At 63.3% G+C, this 21422-nt stretch carries 20 protein-coding genes; 12 read left to right on the top strand and 8 right to left on the bottom strand.

All coding sequences use genetic code 11. From position 1 onward, the window contains the following. Positions 1-47: 47 nt before the first annotated feature. The gene (locus RBH26_RS07845) at positions 48-1838 is read right to left on the bottom strand and encodes an excinuclease ABC subunit C (protein WP_306757644.1); all 1791 of its coding nucleotides are present in this window, start codon (positions 1836-1838) and stop codon (positions 48-50) included. Between the two features lie 26 nt (positions 1839-1864). Continuing rightward, positions 1865-2512, bottom strand: a complete 648-nt coding sequence (locus RBH26_RS07840) for a hypothetical protein (protein ID WP_306757643.1) — start codon at positions 2510-2512, stop codon at positions 1865-1867. A gap of 102 nt (positions 2513-2614) precedes the next feature. Between RBH26_RS07840 and RBH26_RS07835 the strand changes: the two genes are divergently transcribed. The 5 genes from RBH26_RS07835 (at position 2615) to RBH26_RS07815 (ending at position 6291) form a co-directional block, all read left to right on the top strand. Next, complete coding sequence (locus RBH26_RS07835; protein ID WP_306757642.1) at positions 2615-2884, top strand: hypothetical protein; 270 nt, start codon at positions 2615-2617, stop codon at positions 2882-2884. Positions 2885-2976: 92 nt separating this feature from the next. Next, on the top strand, positions 2977-3903 hold the full coding sequence (locus RBH26_RS07830) for an ABC transporter ATP-binding protein (protein ID WP_306757641.1): 927 nt from the start codon (positions 2977-2979) through the stop codon (positions 3901-3903). Next, positions 3900-4874 carry an ABC transporter permease gene (locus tag RBH26_RS07825; protein ID WP_306757640.1) on the top strand — a complete coding sequence of 325 codons (975 nt, stop codon included), beginning with the start codon at positions 3900-3902 and terminating at the stop codon, positions 4872-4874. Before RBH26_RS07830 ends, RBH26_RS07825 begins: the two co-directional genes overlap by 4 nt. 136 nt (positions 4875-5010) lie before the next feature. Next, a complete protein-coding gene (locus tag RBH26_RS07820; protein ID WP_306757639.1) occupies positions 5011-6018 on the top strand; it encodes a TRC40/GET3/ArsA family transport-energizing ATPase in 1008 nt (335 codons plus the stop codon). A gap of 141 nt (positions 6019-6159) precedes the next feature. After that, positions 6160-6291 (top strand): hypothetical protein, encoded by a 132-nt coding sequence (locus RBH26_RS07815; RefSeq protein ID WP_306757638.1) that lies wholly within the window; start codon positions 6160-6162, stop codon positions 6289-6291. 216 nt (positions 6292-6507) lie between these two features. Here the strand turns inward: RBH26_RS07815 and ligA are convergent, their stop codons facing one another. From ligA to RBH26_RS07795, 4 genes are all read right to left on the bottom strand, one after another. Continuing rightward, positions 6508-8604: an NAD-dependent DNA ligase LigA gene (ligA, locus tag RBH26_RS07810; protein WP_306757637.1), complete on the bottom strand. Its 2097-nt coding sequence runs from the start codon at positions 8602-8604 to the stop codon at positions 6508-6510. 136 nt (positions 8605-8740) lie between these two features. Further along, a complete protein-coding gene (locus RBH26_RS07805) occupies positions 8741-9130 on the bottom strand; it encodes a 2Fe-2S iron-sulfur cluster-binding protein (RefSeq protein WP_306757636.1) in 390 nt (129 codons plus the stop codon). A gap of 146 nt (positions 9131-9276) precedes the next feature. Next, the gene (locus tag RBH26_RS07800; RefSeq protein WP_306757635.1) at positions 9277-9636 is read right to left on the bottom strand and encodes a 2Fe-2S iron-sulfur cluster-binding protein; all 360 of its coding nucleotides are present in this window, start codon (positions 9634-9636) and stop codon (positions 9277-9279) included. Positions 9637-9644: 8 nt separating this feature from the next. Continuing rightward, positions 9645-11048, bottom strand: a complete 1404-nt coding sequence (locus RBH26_RS07795) for a selenium-binding protein SBP56-related protein (RefSeq protein WP_306757634.1) — start codon at positions 11046-11048, stop codon at positions 9645-9647. Positions 11049-11162: 114 nt separating this feature from the next. On the opposite strand from RBH26_RS07795, the gene rio1 reads away from it, so the two are divergent. The 5 genes from rio1 to thsA all read left to right on the top strand — a co-directional run bounded on the left by rio1 (position 11163) and on the right by thsA (position 17410). Then, positions 11163-12029 carry a serine/threonine-protein kinase Rio1 gene (gene rio1, locus RBH26_RS07790; protein WP_306757633.1) on the top strand — a complete coding sequence of 289 codons (867 nt, stop codon included), beginning with the start codon at positions 11163-11165 and terminating at the stop codon, positions 12027-12029. Positions 12030-12158: 129 nt separating this feature from the next. Next, positions 12159-12728, top strand: coding sequence for an OsmC family protein (locus RBH26_RS07785; protein WP_306757632.1), 570 nt, complete (start codon positions 12159-12161; stop codon positions 12726-12728). A 491-nt stretch (positions 12729-13219) separates the two neighbouring features. Then, positions 13220-14815 carry a BCCT family transporter gene (locus RBH26_RS07780; protein ID WP_306757631.1) on the top strand — a complete coding sequence of 532 codons (1596 nt, stop codon included), beginning with the start codon at positions 13220-13222 and terminating at the stop codon, positions 14813-14815. A 133-nt stretch (positions 14816-14948) separates the two neighbouring features. Next, positions 14949-15506 carry a KH domain-containing protein gene (locus tag RBH26_RS07775; RefSeq protein WP_306757630.1) on the top strand — a complete coding sequence of 186 codons (558 nt, stop codon included), beginning with the start codon at positions 14949-14951 and terminating at the stop codon, positions 15504-15506. A gap of 242 nt (positions 15507-15748) precedes the next feature. Further along, positions 15749-17410, top strand: coding sequence for a thermosome subunit alpha (gene thsA / locus RBH26_RS07770; RefSeq protein WP_306757693.1), 1662 nt, complete (start codon positions 15749-15751; stop codon positions 17408-17410). 222 nt (positions 17411-17632) lie between these two features. Here the strand turns inward: thsA and RBH26_RS07765 are convergent, their stop codons facing one another. Then, on the bottom strand, positions 17633-17800 hold the full coding sequence (locus tag RBH26_RS07765; RefSeq protein WP_306757629.1) for a hypothetical protein: 168 nt from the start codon (positions 17798-17800) through the stop codon (positions 17633-17635). Between the two features lie 354 nt (positions 17801-18154). On the opposite strand from RBH26_RS07765, the gene RBH26_RS07760 reads away from it, so the two are divergent. Next, positions 18155-19000, top strand: a complete 846-nt coding sequence (locus RBH26_RS07760; RefSeq protein WP_306757628.1) for a hypothetical protein — start codon at positions 18155-18157, stop codon at positions 18998-19000. A gap of 401 nt (positions 19001-19401) precedes the next feature. Next, on the top strand, positions 19402-20409 hold the full coding sequence (locus tag RBH26_RS07755) for an ornithine cyclodeaminase family protein (protein ID WP_306757627.1): 1008 nt from the start codon (positions 19402-19404) through the stop codon (positions 20407-20409). Positions 20410-20457: 48 nt separating this feature from the next. Here the strand turns inward: RBH26_RS07755 and RBH26_RS07750 are convergent, their stop codons facing one another. Next, positions 20458-21273 carry a DUF2071 domain-containing protein gene (locus RBH26_RS07750; RefSeq protein WP_306757626.1) on the bottom strand — a complete coding sequence of 272 codons (816 nt, stop codon included), beginning with the start codon at positions 21271-21273 and terminating at the stop codon, positions 20458-20460. Between the last annotated feature and the right edge of the window lie 149 nt (positions 21274-21422).

Raw genomic sequence — 21422 nt, 5'->3', positions numbered from 1 at the left:
ATCCACTGGCAGTCGAAAGCATCCGTTGGTGGAGACGGGCCCGCTCGCTACAGCCGCGATTTGATCGTCTCGGCCGTCTTCTCGCCGACGCCGGGTACGCTCTCTAAGTCCTCGAGGCTCGCCTCCCGAACGTTCTCGACGCTACCAAACCGACCGAGCAGGCGCTTTCGCGTCTCGGGACCGACACCGGGGACGTCGTCTAACACCGTCTTGACCTCGTCGCGGACGGTCTGGTGGTACTGGACGGCAAATCGGTGGGCCTCGTCTCGCACCCGCTGGAGCAAGTGGAGGTGGGGTGCGTCGTCCGGCCACGAGAACTCCCGGTGAGGGGTGACTACGCGCTCCTCGGCTTTCGCGAGTGCGACCGCGGGGACGTCCCAGCCGACCGCCTCGAGTGCGTCGCGGGCGGCCTCGAGCTGTCCCTCGCCGCCGTCGATCAACAGGAGATCGGGGTCCGGCCGATCGTCTCGTCCCTCGACGGCGCGGCTGGCACGCCACTCGAGCAAGGCCCGCATGTTGTCGTAGTCGTCGTTCTGGTCGGTGAGTTTCTTCCGGCGGTAGTGGGCCGTCTCGGCGTTACCATCGACGAAGGTGACGTTGCTGCCGACCGCCGACTTCCCCTGGGCGTGGCTCACGTCGAACCCCTCGATCCGTCGTGCGGACTCGATCTCGAGGGCGTCGGCCACCATCCCACACTCGTCGCGCCCGCCGACGTTCCGGCGGGCGTTCTTCAGCGCGAGGTCGACGAGTTTCGCCTCCCGGCCCGCACCCGGGACGCGGACCGAGACGCCCTCGGCCTCGAGCCAGGCTGTGACTTCGTCGTCCCCGTGGCGCTCGGGCAACAACAGGGCGTCGGGCAGTTCCCGTTCGGCGTAGTACTGGACGATGAACGCGGCGAGCACGGCAGGGACGCCACCCCCACCGTCGCCATCGTTTCTGGGGGCGTCGGCCGACTTCGCACCCGGCGCCTCGAGTGTGTGGCGATCCCGATCCACGAGCTTCCCGTTTTCGGCGCGCAGGCGGGCGACCGTAGCGTCGGCGCCCTCGATGGCGACCCCGAGGACGTCGACCGCTCGTTCGTCGCCGACCGACTGGACGGCCTCGCCGCCCTCGCCGTGGAAGGCCTCGACGGTCTCGAGTCGATCGCGCAGGTTGGCCGCACGTTCGAAGTTGCGCTCTTGGGCGGCGGCCTCCATCTCTCGGCGCAACGGATCCGCCAGCACGCCGGTCTCGCCTTCGAAGAAGCGCTCGACGGCCGTGACGTCCTCGGCGTAGCTCTCGAGGTCGATCTCGCGGGTACAGGGCGCGGTACACAGGCCCATCTCGTAGTCGAGACAGGGACGATCACGGTTTTCGTACTTGTGGTCCGAACAGCCACGGACGCCGTACGTCTCTCGTAAGGCTTTCACGACGACCTCGACCTGGCCCTTGTTCGTGAAGGGGCCAAAGACCGTTGGCCCGCTCGAGGCGCTTTGGGCCTCGCCGTCGGGATCGCGGGTGATCTCGATTCTCGGCGCCTCGTGGGCCGTCAACTGGACCATCGGATACGACTTGTCGTCCTTGAGCCGGACGTTGTAGCGAGGCTGGTGGCGCTTGATCAGGTTCGCCTCAAGGAGGAGTGCCTGTGTCTCGGTGTCGGTGACGGCGATCTCGATCTCGTCGGCGCGATCGACCATCCGTCGGATCCGTGCGCTCCGCGGGTCGGCGTAGGACCGAACCCGGTCCCGGAGATCGACGGCCTTCCCGACGTAGAGGGTCGTGCCGTCGGCCTGGAACTGGTAGACGCCTGGCTCGCGTGGCAACGAACTCGCTCGATCACGAACCGCCTCGGCGTTCATCGGCGGGCCTACGACGTCAGCGGCTTTCAGCCTGACTCATCGGCGCCAGCGTCAGCGTCGGTATCGGCCTCGGGCGCCGAATCGACGGCATCGACATCGACCGCGCCCGACGCACCCGGGCCGATCGCCTCCTCGAGGGCGATCGTGCGCTCGGTCTCGAGGTCGGCGTCGGTGACGGGCAGATCGATGTCGTCGTCGCCGCTGACTCGGAGGACGAGCCGACGCGTCCGCGAGCGGATGTAGCGGACGAAATACACGGCAGAGAGTGCGACGAAGAGTACCCCCGTAACGAGAACGGTCAGATCGAACGCGGTGAGCAGGGTTTCGACGACCTCGAGGGCGCTGCCCGTGATCCCGGTCGTGTCTCCGACGTCGACGCCGGCGACGAGGTCGGCGAGATCGTAGGCCGCCGCCGCGAGGAGGAATCCGACGCCGAGAAACAACACGATAGTAGCCCAGACGAGCTGTCCCAGCGCGTCCTCGGTCTCGACGGAGACGCGGGCGACGTTTGGCCGCTCGACGGTACGGTAGTTCGACCCCGTGCCGTCTTCGGTAAATACGAGCACGCGGTCGTTCGTGACGACGATCGTCGCGCCCTCGAGTTCGACGCGTTGCAGGACGCGCTCACCGTCGTAGCACAACTCGTCGACGTGCTCGCTCCAGGTCCCGAGCATCGGTATCGTACGCGACGTCGAAGGGTAAGTAGCTCGCGACCGGTTCCACGCATTGCGAACCGACGCGGTACATTCTCGGTCGTCGATACGCAAGGGGAGGGTATGAGTGAGTCGACGGAACGATGCTGGCTCGTCGAACGCGAGTTCGGTGACCGCGATTTCGTGACGATCGTCTACGCGACCCGCGACGGCACACGCTACCAGCAACGACAGCGCTCCTCGACGTCGCTGCGGGTCGGCTCGGAAGTCACCGCAGCGACGGAGATCCCCGAGGACGAACTCGAGGAAGTCCCTGACGAAGAGACCCGCAAACGCTACGCCACGGAGGCCGAGCGGACCGCCGAACAGTACGACCCGGACGACCCGATCTGATCGCCCCGTCCGAGTTTGTTCCTCGCGTCTGGTTGGAATATCAACACGGCGAAGTGCCAACTCTTATCGGCGAACGGCGTGTCCACACAGCTATGCCAGCTATCACAGTCGATAGTCTGACCAAATCGTACGGTCAGACCCTCGCACTCGAGGACCTCTCCTTTACGGTCGAAGAGGGCGAGGTGTTCGGCTTCCTCGGTCCCAACGGTGCCGGCAAGTCGACGACGATCAACGTCATCCTCGACTTCATCCGGCCCACGAGCGGTCGGGTCGAGGTACTCGGACTGGACGCCCAGACTCATAGCCGCGAGATCCGCGCGCAGACCGGCGTCCTTCCGGAGGGTGTCGAGACCTACGACCGCCTGACCGCCCGCCAGCATCTCGAGTTCGCCATCGACTCGAAAGGCGCCGACGACGACCCCGAAGCACTGCTCGAGCGAGTCGACCTCCTCGACGCCATCGACAAGAAGGCCGGCGGCTACTCGAAGGGGATGGAACAGCGACTCATGCTCGCGATGGCGCTCGTCGGCGAGCCGGAGCTACTGATTCTGGACGAACCTTCGACGGGTCTCGATCCCAACGGCGCCCGCGAGATGCGCGAAATCGTCCGCGAGGAGAGCGAACGAGGCGCGACCGTCTTCTTCTCGAGTCACATCATGGAACAGGTCGAGGCCGTCTGTAATCGGGTCGGCATCCTCCGGGACGGCGAGATGGTCGCCATCGACACCGTCTCCGGGCTGCGCGACTCCGTCGGGAACGGGACGACGCTGCGGGTCACCGTCGACCGCATCGACGACGCGGCGATGGAGGCCGTTCGTTCGCTGCCCGACGTGACCGAGGCCCGCCTCGAGGGTGGTGATCCGCCGGTCATAACGGCACAGGTCGACGGCTCGAAGACCGCCGTGCTCGGCGAACTCGAGGACCGCGGGATCGAGGTCCGTGACTTCTCGACCCGGGAGGCCTCCCTCGAGGACGTCTTCCAGTCATATACCACCGAGACGGGGGTGGAAGCGCGATGAGCACCGATACTGAGGCCGGCACCGGCACGGGAAGCGGGACGACCACGCCCTCGAGTTCGATCAACGTCGAGAGCGTCCGCGCTATCGCGAAGAAGGACTTCCAGGACGCGGTCCGCTCGTGGGTGTTCTGGGGACTGAGTATCTTCTTCTTCGTGTTGCTGGTCGGCGTGACGGGTACGCTCTCGTACTTCGGTGAGGACATCGCGGCAGAGGGAGCGACGACGGACATGCTCGTGTTGTTCACGAGCGAGATCACGCGGCTCGTCATCCCGCTGATCGCGCTGGTGTTGGGCTGGAAAGCGATCGCCGGCGAACGCGAGACCGGAAGCATCAAGATTCTCCTCTCCCTGCCCCACTCGCGCAAGGACGTCCTGCTCGGCAAGTTACTCGGCCGGTCGGCAGTGCTCTCGGTTTCGCTGGTCGTCGGCTTCGCGCTCGCCGCCGTCGTCGTCGCCGCCTTGCTCGGTGGCTTCGACGTCGTCGACTACGTCGGACTGCTCGCGATGTCGATCGTCTACGGCGTCGCGTACACGAGCATCGCCGTTGCGCTCTCGTCGCTGACCAGATCGACGACGATCGCCGGCGCCGCGATGGTCGGCGTCTTCGTCCTGTTCTACGTCGTCTGGAACGCACTCCAACAGGCATTCGAGCTTCTCGCACAGCGGGAGATCCTCTTTTTCGATACCGTCACCTACACCTTCGAACTCGACGGCCAGGAGGTACAGAGCGAACGCCTACAGGACTGGGTCTACTTCATCCTGAACGTAGATCCCGGTGAGGCCTACAACAGGGGGCTGTCGCTGGTCACTAACACCGACGCGATCGAGGCCCAGGTCCAACTCAACGAGCAGATGTTCGGCGGCGAACTGCCCTTCTTCCTCCAGGACTGGTTCTCGTTCCTGATCCTGCTGTTCTGGATCGTCGTCCCGATCGCGGTCGCACTCTGGCGGTTCGATCGCGTCGACCTGTAAGCCACACTCTCACTTCCTCGAGTTCGATTCCGGCTCGTCACGCTTCGATCAGATCACGACCGATCCAGTCCGTGGTACAGACAGTCTCAGTTCTCCGAAACATAGTTTCAGGTGTCCCGCGATCGTACGCGAGTCCGTGACAGACTGTGTCTTCTACGGCGGCAAAGGCGGCGTCGGCAAGACGACCTGTGCGGCGGCGACAGGTGTCGCACTCGCCGAGGCCGGCCAGCGGACGCTGATCGTCTCGACCGATCCCGCACACTCGCTGTCGGACTCTCTCGAGACCGATCTCGGCCCGGAGCCACGGAAACTCGAGTGGGTCGACGACCCGCGCCTCGCGACCAGCGACGAGGGCGAGTTCGAACTCGACGAGCCCGGCAGCCTCTGGGCCGTCGAGATCGACGTCGAGAGCCAGCGGGAACGGTACGAGCGACTGGCCCAGGCGCTGGCTGCGGATCTACGGAGTGCTGGTATCCGGCTCGACGACGAAGAAGTCGAACGGATCTTCGCGTCGGGTGCCCCCGCGGGCAGCGACGAGCTGGTGGCACTCGATCTTCTGGTCGAGTACGTCGACTCCGGCGAGTGGGACGTCGTCGTTTTCGACACCGCGCCGACGGGACACACCCTGCGGCTGTTCGACATGCCCGACGTGATGGGCCCCGCACTCGAGACGCTCGAGTCGCTTCGCGGACAGGCCCGACGGATCGGCGACGCCGCGAAGACGGCGGTGTTCGGACCGATGTCGATGTTCGGCGGCCCCGACGACGAGGGCGAGGAGAGCCTCGAGGCGTTCCAGGCGCGTCTCGAGCGCGCACGGGACCTCCTCTCCGATCCCGAGCGCACGGAGTTTCGGGTCGTCTTGCTCCCGGAGGGGATGGCCATCGCCGAGTCCGAACGGCTCGTCGAAACGCTCCAGGAGGCCGGCGTCCGCGTCGATCGCCTCGTCGTCAATCAGGTCCTCGAAGATCCCGATGAGGACTGTTCGCGCTGCCAGTCCCGATACGACCGACACGAACGGCGAGTGGCGGAGATCCACGAGACGTTCCCCGATCTCGAGGTCACGACACTGCCCGAACGCGAAGGCGAGGTCCAGGGACTCGAGGCGGTGCGGTCGATCTCGAGGCGACTCCCGGAAGGAACGTAGGATCGACGGCTCGGTTTCGATACTAGTACATTAATCGAATACCAAATCGATCATTCACTATTACTCTTATTAGCCCATCAAGCGAGGTATTATCCGAACTAAATGAAAACATAAGTGGTTCCAAGACGGAGTATACATCAAATGATGGCAAAAATGTTCGACCGCGTTCGACAGCGAACGTGTTCGCACGACTACGAACTTCTCTGGCGGGAAGTCGACGGCGAGATGAAGACGTTCGAATGCAAGCGGTGTGGCCGGCTGCGAGAGGAGTGATACTCTCGGACAGCAGGCGCAGGCGGTGACCCGTCGGTCGCGTCGGGACAGCGGTACAGTATTCCGGACACGCGGGTCGAACAGGAGCGGCCGGACGTTTTCGAGTAGTTCTGTGCGTGGATTGATCGCAATTCGTGAACCGCTCTCCGCCGTACAAGACTTCTGTTACGTCCCGAATGCGGTCGGGATTCCTCTGCCATCAGGCCGTGGAGGATGTCAATCGAGGTCGATTCCGTACTCGGCGAGCAGCTCCCGGAACTCGTCTTCGTCGATGATCGGCACGCCCTCGTCCTCGGCGTCCTGCCGTTTCGTGGCGCCTGGATTCTCGCCGACGACGAGGTAGTCCGTGTTCCCCGAGACGCTGCTCGTAGCGTTTGCGCCGTCTGCTTCGACGGTCTCCTGGGCCTCGCTGCGGGTGACACCGGAAAGCGAGCCCGTAAAGACGAAGGTCAGTCCCTCGAGTGCGTCGCCGCCCGCTTCGAGGTCGGACGCCTGGGGTGAGACGTGCTCGAGCAGGTCGTCGACGGCTGCGGCGTTGGCCTCGCTGGTGAAAAAGTCGTGAATCTGGGCGGCGACGGTCTCGCCGACGTCGTCGACACCCTCGAGCTGGTCGGGGTCGTTCTCGGCGGCTTCGCGGACGGCTTCGAAAGAGCCGAATTCGCGGGCGAGTTCGCGGGCCGTCGTCGGCCCGACGTGGGGAATGCCAAGCGCTGAAAGGAAGTCGGCCAGCGGCGGCTCCCGGCTGTCCTCGATCTCCGAGCGGACGTTCTCGGCACTTTTCTCGCCCCAGCCCTCGAGTTCGGTCAGGTCGTCGCCGTCGAGTTCGTAAAGGTCCGCGACCGACTCGAGCAGGCCCGCGTCGACGAGTTGCCGGACGCTCTGCTCGCCAAGCCCCTCGAGATCGAGGCCGTCGTCACTGGCGTAGTACTCGATCGACCGCCGGAGCTGGGCGTCACAGGCGAGACCGCCCGTACAGAAGGCGATAGGGCCGTCGCGCTCGACGGGGCTGTCACAGACGGGACAGTGATCGGGAAGTTCGTAGTGGCTCTCGGGCTCGTTCTCCGCTCCTTTCTCGACTACTTCCTCGACGTAGGGAATAACGTCACCCGCACGCTGGACACGGACGGTGTCGCCGACATCGACGTTCTTTTCGGCGATCTCCTCGGGATTGTGCAGGCTCGCCCGCGAGACGGTTACGCCGCCGACGTCGACCGGCTCGAGCAAGGCGACCGGCGTCAGGCGGCCGGTTCGACCGACCTGGACGGCGACGTCGACGATCGGTGTCACCTCCGCGCGGGCGGGGAACTTGTAGGCGAAGGCATAGCGGTCGTGACGCGCCGTCCGACCCAGTTCCTCGCGGGCCTCGCGATCGTCGACCTTGATGACGACGCCGTCGATCTCGTAGTTCAGGTCGTCCCGAACCTCGAGCATGCGATCGCGGTACGCTATCGCGTCGGCGATCGACTCCGCTATCTCGACGTGGTCCGTAACGCGAAGTCCCCACTCGGGGAATCGCTCGAGTTCCGCGCTGTGACTGGCTTCTAAGTCGCTGGCCTCGAGGACGTCGAAGAAAAAGACCTCGAGCGGGCGTTCGGCGACGACGGAGGGGTCGAGCTGGCGGATCGTTCCGGCCGTAGCGTTGCGGGGGTTCGCGAAGGGGTCTTCGCCGCGCTCGATGCGTTCGCGGTTGTACGCCTGGAAGGCGTCTTTCGGCATGTAGACCTCGCCTCGCACGGCGAGAAAGTCGGGATGGTCGCCGTGGAGCCGCTGTGGAACCGACCCGATGGTCCGTGCGTTGCGCGTGACGTCGTCGCCCTCGCGGCCGTCGCCGCGAGTGACGGCACGCTCGAGTCGGCCGTCCTCGTAGACGAACTCCATCGAAACGCCGTCGAACTTGGGTTCACAGACGTAGTCGACCGCCCCCACTTCGCGACGCACGCGCTCGTCGAACTCTCTGACGTCGTCGGCCTCGCCGCTTTGATCGATCGACAGCATCGGCGCGACGTGTTCGACCGTCTCGAACGCCTCGATCGGCTCGCCGCCGACGCTTCGGGTGGGGCTGTCGGGGTGGGAGAGGTCGAACGCGTCCTCTAACTCCTGCAGACGAGCAAACAGCGCGTCGTACGTCCGGTCGGCGATGATCGGGTCGTTCTCGACGTAGTAGCGCCGATCGTGCTCGCGGATCGCCTCCCGGAGCAGGGCGACCTGTTCGCGGGCTTCCTCCGGCGAGAGCGCGTCGACCGGCTCGAAGTCAGTCGGCGGCTCCCGGAGGTAGGGGTTGTCTTCGTCTACGTTCTCGTCGGCGAAGGACATTCGTTGCTCGAGGGTTTCGCTGCGGGCCCGTTAACGTTACTGCAGTTCGTCCGGCCGCCGCGTCGAGGGCAGTGGCTACTTATACTGTCGGACAGCAGTCAATGAGCCGTCGGTCGAATCGTGCTGTCCGACAGTATTACCCCCACGGGCTGTCGCCGATTTCGGCACGAACCATCGGGCCGACCCTGACGCGACACTCCGATCGCACCGTGGCGATACACAGCAAAACGTAGCCGTCCGCTCGCTCGCGCTCCGTCAGTGCCTCGGGCTGGCGTCGGTAGTCGAACGCCGCGGCGGCGTCGATCGACCGGCGCTCGTCGACGGCCTCGCTCTCGTCGCGTTCGGATCCGTCTCCGTCGACGGCGAGGACGCGGCCCACGCATGCCGTACAGGTCCCCTTCCGGCAGTCGTACGGCAACCGAATTCCCGCTCGCAGTGCCGCCTCGAGCACCGTCTCCCGTGAATCGACCGAGACGGTCTCGCTCCGACCGTCTGCCCACTCGAGTGTGACGTCGTGTCGGGTCATCGCTTCTCGGACCTCGCTCGCCGTCGTGTGTCCCGTTTCACCATACCACCCCTACGGCGGACGACGAGAAAAGACTGTGCCGCCGGACGAACTGGTCGGCGGCCGGGTGCCGGAACCGATCGCCGTCCGGTTTGTACGCGACGTCGCTACTTCCACGGGTTATCGACGAGTTCGGACTGGACCTGCGAGCCGACGGCGATCCGACTGTTCGCCCGCGGCGAAGCGATACAGAGCAGAACGTAGCCGTCGTCTCGGTGTCGGGGTTTCAGCGCTCGGGGTGTGCGTCGGTACGCGAACGCGTCCGCGACGTCGACCCCCGTTTCGTCGCTCACCTCGCCGTCGACCTCGAGTAGCCGCCCGACACAGCTACCACAGGCGCCGGTACGGCAGCCAAACGGCAGCGCGGCGTCGGGCCGGGCCGCAGCGAGCACCGTCTCGTCCGCCTCGGCGTCGATCGTCCGCGTCGGACCGTCGACCCAGTCGAGAGTGACCTGGTAGCGAGCCATCGATCGAGTTACTGCCAGACGTCGCTCGTACAGTCGCCGTCGGGCCACCGGATCTCGTGGGCACGGGCCGGGCCCGCCGGACACTCACCGAAGTCGACGAGGAAGTCCTCGTCTAACTCGAGAGTCCCGTCTCGTGGGTCGACGTCGGCTTTGAGCATCACCGAGCCGCGCTCGCCCTCCTCGGGGAAGAACTGGTCGTCCCATGTGGAGAACAGCGACGTCGTCCAGTAGAGGCGTTCGCCGTCGAGTGACAGCTGGAGCATCTGTGTGCCAGCCGACAGTTCTCGGCCCTGGATCTCCTGGACGTCGCCGAAGTGGCCGCCGACCGAAAGCGAGTCGGCTCGCCGTGGGTTCGCAGGATCCGAGATATCGTACATCCAGAGCTCTCCGTGGAGCCAGTTCGAGCCGAACAGGTAGCGGTCGTCCATCGAGATCAGGATGTCGGTCGTCAACGGCGGGACGGGCATATCCCAGTCGGGGTGTTCGCGGGCCTCGAAGTCGATCGCCTTCTCGGCGCGGTACTCGCCAGCGTCCTCGTCGTGCCAGAAGTGGAAGATGTTCGACGAGAGCGCCGTTCCGACGAACCCGTGGGTCGATTCGGGGGTGTGGAGGAAGCGAATCTCGAGTGGGATCTTGCCCTCCTCACCGAGGTCGATCGTCTGCTCGACGGTGCCGTCCTCCCAATCCCAGAAGTGGAGTCGGCGGCCGTACTTTCCTTCCTCGACGTCCTCGAGGTCGAACCCGGGGTAGTACGTCTTCGGCGCGGCCCACTCCGTCGAGACCATCACGTTCTGGCGGGGCTGGTACCAGTAGTCGTAGTTCATCTCGATTTCACCCGGTGGCTCCCAGCGACCCTCGATCTCGAAGTCGTCGTTCAACTGGAGGAATCCCCCCGGGAGGTCGCCGTCGGCGTCGCCGAGCATACTGATCAGGATCTCTCCACCGGGGACGCAGTGAACGGTGTGCGGCGCCGAGAGGTCGTACTCGAAGACCGCCTCCGGTTCGATCACCTCGACCAGTTCGGGGTTCCGGCGGTCTTTCGTGTCGATCACGTGGATCCGCGAGGAACGCTGGCCGGGGACGATCAAGTGACGACGCTCGAGGCCGTCCATGTGACACGACGACGAGCAGGCGTTCCACCCGAAGTGGTGGAGTTCGTCACCGCGGTTGGGCATCTCGACTCGATCGACGATCTCTGTGTAGGTATCGGATTCGGGGTCGAGATCGACGACGCCGACGAAATCGGGTGCGTCGATGTCCGTACCGGTATAGAGACACATTACGTAGGCGAGTTCCTCCCGGCTGCCTTCCTCGACGGCCGCCTGCGGCGTCGCGTATCCCGGACCGGTGTGGTGGTGGTCGGTGTGGTCGTGGTCGGGCTCCATTCCAGAACCTGTGTTAGCATTACTCATGGTCGTACTGACCATGGATACACTGATAAGTCTGTGTGAAGCGGTGGCAATCCATGACACGAGGGATGAACGATACCCAGTACTTTACCCGCCAGAGCCAGTACGGAACGGTAGATGGGAGAGGGAGAATTCGGACTGGTCGACCTCGAGGAAGCGGAGACGCCAGGCGACGAGTGGGAGGAGATCGACGTCACCGATACCGAAGCCGACCGCATCGCTCGCAAGCGCGACCGGGAGTTCAACCAGTTTCAAGAGCGGATCAAGGACGCCGATCAGTTCAAAGTAGAGCAGTCAGTGTTCGACGACGCGACCTTCGCCGCGCTCTATAAGCTCGTTCAGGACGGCTACGTCGAGGCCTTCGGCGGGCCACTCTCGACGGGGAAGGAAGCCAACGTCTACCATGCGCTGGGCGACGACCGTGAAGTCGCGGTCAAAATCTACCGGATCAACGCCTCGAACTTCCGGCAGATGCGTGACTACCTCGAAGGCGACCCGCGCTTCGAGGGCCTCGGTGGCAAGAAGAAAGACGTCGTCCTCGCCTGGACGAAAAAGGAACTCGCGAACCTAAAACGTGCCAAGAAAGCCGGCGTCAGGGTCCCGGAGCCGATCGCCGCCGAACGTAACGTCCTCGTCATGGAGTACATCGGTAACGAGGAAGGTCGCGCGCGACGGCTCGGCGAGGTTCACATCGAGAACCCCGAGACCGCCTACGAAGTCATGCGCGAGTACATGCGCCGGCTCTACTCGGCGGGGATCATCCACGGCGACCTAAGCGAGTACAACGTCGTCTTCGACGACGGCCAGCTGGTGATCATCGACGTCGGCCAGGCCGTGACGGTTCACCATCCCAACAGCCGCGACTTTCTCGAGCGGGACTGTCGGAACGTGGCGAGTTTCTTCTCCCGACAAGGAATGGAGACCGACGCCGACGAACTGCTCGAGTTCGTGACGAGTCCGGAGCCGGACCCGTCCCGAGAGTAGCGCCGGGGCCGAGTTCCGACCGCTCTCCTGCCTGCTGCCTGCAGAACACGATCCGACCACTGAAAGTCTATTTTACCCCACGTACGTTTTATCGCCTTGGCTGTAGTGTGGAGTATCGGTGTTAGAGACATGGCAACAACTGACAAACGTATGGTAAACGGTGTCGACGTCTCCGCGCTCGAGGAGGCCATCGAGGCGATCGACGACGATCCAGCCGTCGGCTCGTTTACGTTCAAGGCGGCGACGGAGTGGACCGACGCCCTCAAGGCCGAGACCGTAATCGACGAGTTCGACCAGGCGGGCGAGACGATCCGAACCCGCGAGTTCACACTCGAGGGCGACGAACCCGAACAGATCCTGGGCGAGCGCACGGCGCCGAACGCCGTCGAGACCCTGCTCGGCGCGCTCGGCTCGTGTCTGACCGTCGGCTACGCGGCCCACGCCGCCGCGATGGGGATCGATCTCGAGTCGCTGCACGTCGAGATGGCGGGTGACGTCGATCTCCGGGGGTTCCTCGGCATCGACGACGACGACGACGTCCGTCCCGGTTACGAGTCGATCGAATGTACGGTGGCGATCGACGCCGACGCCGACGAATCGCAACTCCGGGCGTTACGCGACCGCGTCGAGTCGACGTCGCCCCTGATGGACGTCATCACGAACGAGGTGCCGATCGCGACCCATCTCGTCCTCGAGTAACGCTATCGGTTTTTTCAAGAAGGTGGTCGACCCCGCTCGAGTGAAAGCGGACGGTGTCGAACCCGTCGTCCCGAACGCATTGGTGGGTTCCCTCGCTCGACCCAGTACGAACTCCTCGAGTTCGTGACGAGTCCGGACCCGGACCCCTCGAGGGATTGAATCGAGCGCGAGCGCTGTCGTCACCCGCCTCATTATCGTCGAGAGACATGCTTCGACCTTGGTATCTAACTTATAAATGTAAGTATATCAACTATCTCTGTTTCGGGTCGATCGGGATTCGACACAACTAATCACCTTCTAGATATATCGAGTCGAACGGCCGGTGAAACCGGGTCGAAAACGGCCACCGGATGCGGATAGATGGATAAACACCCCGGGGTGACGGTCACGATTGTCGGGACCTCAATTTTTTACGTGTGGTGTCGGCTTCCGGACAGTGATATGCGAAAACACATATCGCGATCCACGTCGTTCGGACGGAGGCGGATAGTATGGCAGTGAAATCGACGATGCACCGGTTCGTCGACGAACTCGATCCGGTCGTCTTCGGTATCGGCTTCGTCGTTTCGGTACTCGCTATCGGTGTGTTCTTTCGCAACCCCTCGAGTTCGGCTGAAGCGATGGATCGGGTCAACACCTTCCTCTGGACCGAATTCATGTGGGTGTACATCGCCGCGATGTTTCTGATGGTCGTGTTCTCACTGTGGCTACTCGTCGGCCCCTGGGGATCGATCAAACTCGGTGGCCCGGACGAGGAGCCAGCGTTTAGCAACACTGAGTTCTTCGCAATGATGTTCTCGGCCGGTATCGCGGCGGGAATCGTCTTCTGGGGACCGGCGGAGGCGTTGACTCACTACGAAACAGTACCGCCGTTCGTCGGCGCGGAATCCCAGAGCACCGACGCTGCGGTCGGTGCGCTACAGTACACGTTCTTTCACTGGGGAATCTCCTACTGGGTGCCGTACCTGATAATCGGAATCCCGGTGGCGTACTACGCATATCGGCGTGACGCACCGATGCGCATCTCGACGGTGATTGCGCCGTTCGTCGGCGTCGACAGGCTCGACGGTCCAATGGCGAAAGCCATCGACATTCTCGCGGTGTTCGCGACGACCGGCGGGATCGCGACGACGCTTGGCTTCGTCGGCAGTCAGTTCCTCACCGGACTCGAGTACGACTACGGTGTGACGTTCGGCGACGGCGGCACGGTACTCGTCATCTCCGGACTGACGATCGCGTTTACGCTCTCTGTCGTCCTCGGCGTCCGGAAAGGGATTCGGTGGCTTTCGCTCTTCAACCTCGGGCTGTTCGGCCTGCTCTGTCTGGCTGTATTCCTGCTGGGACCGACTAACTACATCATGAACGTCGGTACCCAGGCCATCGGCGGATACATCAGCGAGTTTTTCCAGATGAGCCTCTATACGAACCCCAGCGGTGGCGGCGAGTGGGTCGGTGAGTGGACCGTCTTCTACTGGGCGTGGGTGTTCTCCTGGGCCTCGTTCGGCGGTCTCTTCGTCGCTCGTATTTCACGTGGTCGGACGATCAGACAGGTGACCGCGACGGCACTGATCGGTGCGACCGCCGCAACGATCCCGTGGTTTCTCACCATGGGCGGGACCGCGATCTTCCTAGAGCAATCCGGCAGCGCGCCGATGCTCGCGACGGTCTCGGAGTACGGCGTCGAGGTATCCGGGTTCCCGCTCTTCGAGGCGTTGCCGCTTGGCTCGGTGCTGGCGTTTCTGTTCATGATCCTGGTCATCACGTTCTTCGTGACCTCGGCTGACTCCTCGACGCTCGCACTCGGTATGCTCACTACCGGCGGTTCCGAACGACCGTCGACGGTCAATCGCATCATCTGGGGTGCACTCATGGGCGTCCTCGCGTCGCTGTTGATCGTCGGTGGCGGAATCAACGCACTCCAGTCGGCCGCGATCATCACCGGCGGTCCGTTCGCGATTATCGCCGTCGTCGCCATCGTCGGTATGGTCCTCGAGTTCCAGCGTCTCGATCCGCTCCTCGACGGAGACACGGACGAGAGCGGCCAGTCGGAGACCAGTTCGGTTCAGTCGTCGGCCGTCGACGACTGATGTCCGGACACATCCCAGCCGGGTCGCGGTTGCGCCGGTACCGACGTACAGTAGTCCATCTCACTGACCGCTGTCCGACAGTCGACGCCCGACGGACCAAGGTCTTAAACTCACCCAGCCAGTATCGTACTGTATGCAACACGTGAAGATTCCGCAGGACCGCATCGGCGTCCTCATCGGCGAGGGCGGCGAGACGATGCGCGAGATCGAGGCGGAAGCCGAGGTGCGACTCGACATCGATTCGGAGAACGGCTCCGTCGCCGTCGAAACCGTCGGCGACCCCGTTCGCGGCCTCAAGGCCCCCGACATCGTCCGCGCGATCGGTCGCGGCTTCGCGCCCGAGGCGGCGCTGCGACTGCTCGAGGACGAGATGATGATGTTCGACGTCGTCGACATCGACGCCGCCGCGCGAAACAAAAACGACATGAAACGAAAGAAGGGCCGACTCATCGGTGAGGGCGGTCGGACCCGCGAGCTCATGGAGGAGCTCACCGGAGCCGAGGTCGTCATCTACGGCTCGACGCTCGGGGTCATCGGCGCGCCACAGGAAGTCGACGCCGTCCGCAGCGCCGCCGAGATGCTGCTAGATGGAGCGCCACACGGCGCCGTCTACTCCTTCTTAGAGGAGAAACACAACGAGATGAAACACCAGGGCATGGAGTACCACCGGTTCCCCGGCGGCCAGTCCTGATCACAGCCAGCAGTCGCTCTCGCGTTCGCAGTCGAGTCGCGACCATCGACCACTCGCGGTCCACGCGACCATCGAACTGAATCGATTCTCATCCAGTACCGGTACAGGAAGGATATAAATAGTAGTAGCAAAGTCGCCGAAAAACCGTCGTACAGCGCCCCCGTACGGGGATTAGACTCAGCAGTTCTCGAAAGCTTTATATAGAATCACAATCAATCCTTCGGTTGACTATGGCACAACAGATGGGCAACCAGCCACTCATCGTTCTTTCGGAGGAGAGCCAGCGGACCTCCGGCAAAGACGCGCAGTCGATGAACGTACAGGCCGGCAAGGCCGTTGCCGAGTCCGTACGGACCACACTCGGCCCGAAGGGGATGGACAAGATGCTCGTCGACTCGACGGGCAACGTCATCGTCACGAACGACGGCGTCACCCTCCTCTCGGAGATGGAGATCGATCACCCGGCGGCCGACATGATCGTCGAAGTCGCCGAGACGCAGGAAGACGAGGTCGGCGATGGTACCACCAGCGCCGTCGTCATCGCCGGTGAACTGCTGAGCCAGGCCGAGGAGCTCTTAGACCAGGACATCCACGCGACGACCCTCGCCCAGGGGTACCGCCAGGCTGCCGAAGAGGCTACGGAGGCCCTCGAGGAGGTCGCCATCGACGTCGACGAGGACGACGAGGAGATCCTCCACCAGATCGCCGCGACGGCGATGACCGGCAAGGGTGCCGAAAGCTCCCGTGACCTGCTGGCCGAACTCGTCGTCGATGCCGTCCAGGCCGTCGCCGACGACGACAGCGTCGACACGGACAACATCAAAGTCGAGAAGGTCGTCGGCGGCTCGATCGAAAACTCCGAGCTCGTCGAGGGCGTCATCGTCGACAAGGAGCGTGTCTCCGAGAACATGCCCTACTTCGCCGAGGACGCCGACGTCGCGATCGTCGACGGCGACTTAGAGATCAAAGAGACCGAGATCGACGCCGAGGTCAACGTCACCGACCCCGACCAGCTCGAGCAGTTCCTCGAACAGGAGGAACAGCAGCTCCGCGAGATGGCCGAGCAGGTCGCCGACGTCGGCGCCGACGTCGTCTTCGTCGACGGCGGTATCGACGACATGGCCCAGCACTACCTCGCCCAGGAAGGCATCATCGCCGTCCGCCGCGTCAAATCCAGCGACCAGAGCCAGCTGGCCCGCGCAACCGGCGCCACGCCCGTCTCGAGCGTCGAGGACCTGAGCGAGGACGACCTCGGCTTCGCCGGCAGCGTCGCCCAGAAGGAGATCGCCGGCGACCAGCGCATCTTCGTCGAGGACGTCGACGACGCCAAGGCCGTCACCCTCATCCTCCGCGGTGGCACCGAGCACGTCATCGACGAGGTCGACCGCGCCATCGAGGACTCCCTCGGTGTCGTCCGCACGACCCTAGAGGACGGCAAGGTCGTCGCCGGCGGTGGCGCCCCCGAAATCGAGCTCTCACTGGCACTGCGTGATTATGCCGACTCCGTCGGCGGCCGCGAACAGCTCGCCGTCGAAGCGTTCGCCGACGCCCTCGAGGTCATCCCGCGCACGCTGGCCGAAAACGCCGGGCTGGACCCCATCGACTCGCTGGTCGAACTGCGTGCCGACCACGACGGTGGCGACACGTCCTCGGGCCTCGACGCCTACACCGGCGACACGATCGACATGGCCGAGGAAGGCGTCTACGAGCCCCTGCGCGTGAAGACCCAGGCCATCGAGTCCGCCACCGAGGCTGCCGTCATGCTGCTTCGCATCGACGACGTCATCGCCGCCGGTGACCTCGCCGTCGCCGACGACGACGACGAGGACGACATGCCCGCTGGCGGTGCCGGCGGCATGGGCGGCATGGGCGGTATGGGCGGTGGAATGGGCGGCATGATGTAAACCTAAACTTTGCTCTGCAGGCCAGCGAAGTTGGCCCTCGGCAAAATTTAGGATTAAAGCCTCCGCCTTCCGTTCCGGCTGCGCAAGCGCAGCCGTCACATCAGTTGTCGGCCCGAGCGCTTCGCGCTCGGTGAACGGCATCGCTCAGGTTCGTCGAACCGTTCGCTCGCCGACAAGGGACCTGAGGACCGGTTCGCCGGGCGAAAACGAGGGGCTCATCCACTACCGCTCGAGCCGTGGCGTACCCTCGAGTCGGCCCATCTTCTCCGCGATCGACGCGTTCGGATTGTCGTCTCCGGCCCGTCCTCGAGGACTGGCCTCGAGGTCGACTTCGTCAATGGACTCCCTGATACGGACAGCCGTCGTCGGTCCGGCGCGACCGCGAGCCATCCCCGGTCGCACCGGTACGTCGGTAGGGCATTCTGTATCAGTTGTCACTATAGTGCGGGTTACCCCCCAAACTGGGCGATACCGTATCTTTCCACACTGGTGTCGTGACAACTGCTGTTCCGGCACCAACGACGGCTCCAGTTCTGGTTTCCCCGGTGATCCCTACCCGGGGGCGCTTATCGACACCTGTTCGTTGTCCTGTGGATACTGAACCTAGTCTCTGTAATCACGGCGGAGTAACACTGCACACGGCCGAATTTGTGAGATAGGGAGATATTATAATTACGTACTCCAGCTATATCATTTTGTGAAGTTAGGCAAAGATATAATACGATAAAATATTATCTTTCTAACATGGATAGGAGATCCATACTGAAAACGGTTGGTACCGGAATCGGTGCGACTGCATTCGCGGGAATGGCAACTGCTGCACCCACAGACGGTGACCATCTCGAGAAATTGGAGATCAGTACGGAAAAACTGAAAACCGGTGAAACGCGTCGACTCTATTCACAGGCTCGATCATCTCCGGCCGGGGAAGCGATGGAAGCGTTCCTCGTGGATGAACAGGAATCTGTGAACGGACGGGGGAACAGTCTAATCAACACGAAGGAAATGACCGGGATGCGGATTACCGGATCAGAGATTCCGGAGCACGTTCGTCTCAAAGCACCACTTCGATCCAGTCGGGGTGAACTGCAGGACTACATCGAACTCCGTGTACTGCAAAACGACGCGGTCACTGCAGAGGCGCTTGTAAACGATCGAGCGTACAAAACGAATCCGTCGCTTCTGTCCGACAATCAAGACATCGGCACCTCTTCGGGCAGTTCCGATAGTAACCAAGAGGTAATGACTGCCATCGAATGGTATCAGGAAATGCAGTCTTCCGGCCCTAGTATTGCCAATGCAACGAGTTGCGGTAGTTCGTGGACCTTCGAGAATAACAGTGCAGCCTGTCAACTTCTCTCAGGCCTAACTGTCATTGCAGGTGCCGTTCTGACCATTATACCAGAACCAGGTACGACCGCAATCGGGACAGTATCGATTGCCGGTGTTCTTTCCGGAAGCTGTACCGTGATCGATGCCGTCGATCAAATGGTCGATGATTGTAATGTAAACGAGATAACAATCTGTGCCTATCAACCGTGCTGGTACTGTACTCCGAACTACTACGCATACCCCTCGGACTGCACCTAAGGTAATTTAAAATAGGTAGGTACATAATTGAGGGTATACGACCGACGATCAACCACCTGCGTTCCACCCTCCACTACGGAGTCCAGATGAAACAGCACAGACGAGGATCGGTACTTATCGTTATCGGCGGCAGTTTGATCGCATTTTCCCAGGGAACGGTCTCCCTGGCTGGAACCGAACACTCCCCCAGTATCGCGGTAGTCGGTGCAGCGGTGTTACTGCTCGGTGCTGGTGTACTGCTTCGGTCCCTTTGGAAGGACTGATACGGACTGCGGAAACTCGCGTCCGGCACAACCGCGGACGGGCCGCGATTCGATCACGAGGGGGAGTACCGTCCGACATCGGCGGCTTCGGGACCCCGTTTCAGGGCGTATTAAGTGGGCCCCGCAATATTCGCCAGTATGCACACGCTTCTACTGGATAGCGGCGACGTCGACGAGCACGCCGCCCTCGAGGACGTCATCGACGCCGTCGAGGGGGCCTTCGCGGCCTTCGAACGCGGGGACACCCAGATGCCCGCGAAGTCCTACATCGATCTCCCACAGTACAACGGGGACTTCCGGTCGATGCCCGCCTACCTCGATACGGGCGAGTGGGACGCCGCCGGGATCAAGTGGGTCAACGTCCACCCGGACAACCCCACCGACCACGATTTGCCGACCGTCCTGGGGACGATGATCTACTCCGATCCCGAGACCGCGTTCCCACTCGCGATTCTGGACGGAACGACGTTGACGATGAAACGCACCGGCGCGGCCGCGGCGGTCGCGACCGACTACCTCGCCGTCGAGGACGCCACCTCGCTGGGGATCGTCGGCGCGGGCGTCCAGTCGTACACCCAGCTACAGGCGATCAGCGAGATCCGGCCGATCGAAGAGGTCGTCGTCTCGGACGTCGACGACGAGCGCGTCGAGCGGTTCGTCGAGACCTTCGAGGACGAGTTCGACGTCCGCGCCGGCTCGATTTCCGAGGCGGGCCACTGTGATATCCTCACGACGGTGACGCCCGTCGAGGACCCCATCGTCGGTCTCGAGGACGTCGGCGACCACACCCACATCAACGCCATCGGCGCCGACGCCGAAGGGAAACACGAACTGCACGACGAGTTGCTCCAGGCTGCCCGGATCGTCATCGACGACCACGAACAGTGTGCCCACTCCGGCGAGATCAACGTCCCCTACCACGAGGGCGTGCTGACCGACGACGACATCCACGCCGAGATCGGCGAGGTCGTCATCGGCGAGAAAGAGGGCCGGACCGAAGACACCGGCGTCACCGTCTTCGACTCGACCGGACTGGCCATCCAGGACGTCGCCGCGGCACGCGTCGTCTACGAGCGAGCAAGTGACGCGAGCGACGGACATCCGTTCGATCTCGTCGGTGCCGATACCGATACGGACTCGAGGTGAACAGGCGACGCGTCGAGACTCGAGGGACGAACGGCGCGGAATCGACCGTCAATCGCGAATGCGCCGCGGGACCGAGCCGGTCATCGGCAGTTCACCGCAGTAGTGGACGACCGGCTCGTCCGTCGGTGTCGGCAGGTCGTTTACCTCGAACATCGTGTTTTCGTTGATCGTTACGTCGGCGGGCTGCAGGGGCCACGGGTCGTGAGCGATCTCACCGGTCAAAACGCCCCTGCTCTCGGCCGCGTAGAAGCGCCGACGTTCGACGAGCCAGTAGGCGAGCGTGTCGGGCTCGGGCCTGAACACGTCACCGTCGGGGCGATAGGTCGCATCGAACCGCGCGATCGGCTCGTCGGCCTCGAACTGGGGGCGGACGCCGGTGGCCGTCTGGCTTCGCGTGCTCCTGAACGCGACCTCCTCGTCGTCGGAACTGACCCGCATGTGAGCGTGGTAGACCGGCAACCGAGTCGTTCGGCCGACGACCGCCGCGATCAACGGGCTCCCCACGTCGATACTGAAGAAAAAGAGGCCTGGATCGCCGCGATACCGGACGTATGTCCTGACGTTGAGTTCGGCGACGGCTGTTCTGGTGACCGGCGGCGCGCCGCGAAATCCGACGTTCGTCAACACGAACGGAAGCACGCTGAGCCAGGCGTCGCCGTCGCGAGTCTCGAGTGTCAGTTCGTCGGGGACGTGTGGACGAAGCGCGTCGGGATCGACGGGCCAGTGACAGAACAGTCCGTCGCGCCACGTCATCGATGCGACGTGGGGTGTCGCCGGCGACGAGCCGTCAGTAAACGTCCAGCGAACGGGATCCGTTCGCGATCGTGACCGGCGCCGTGATCGTCGTTCGTTCTGATCAGTCATCCTCGAAAGCCAGTCCAGTGGACTGTAGGCCCCGATACACCGAACACCTGCATAAAACAGCCAGTTGGCTGTCAGCTCCGATGGGAGTTATAGAATTCGAAATGGAAACGAAACCAGAACCGAAAACGAGTCCGACGTCGATCGGTCAG

Origin of the sequence: Natronolimnohabitans sp. A-GB9 (assembly GCF_030848565.1) — an archaeon.
Taxonomy (GTDB): domain Archaea; phylum Halobacteriota; class Halobacteria; order Halobacteriales; family Natrialbaceae; genus Natronolimnohabitans.
Note: the sequence above shows the minus strand (reverse complement) of the source record. Positions and strands in the feature narration are given on the sequence as shown.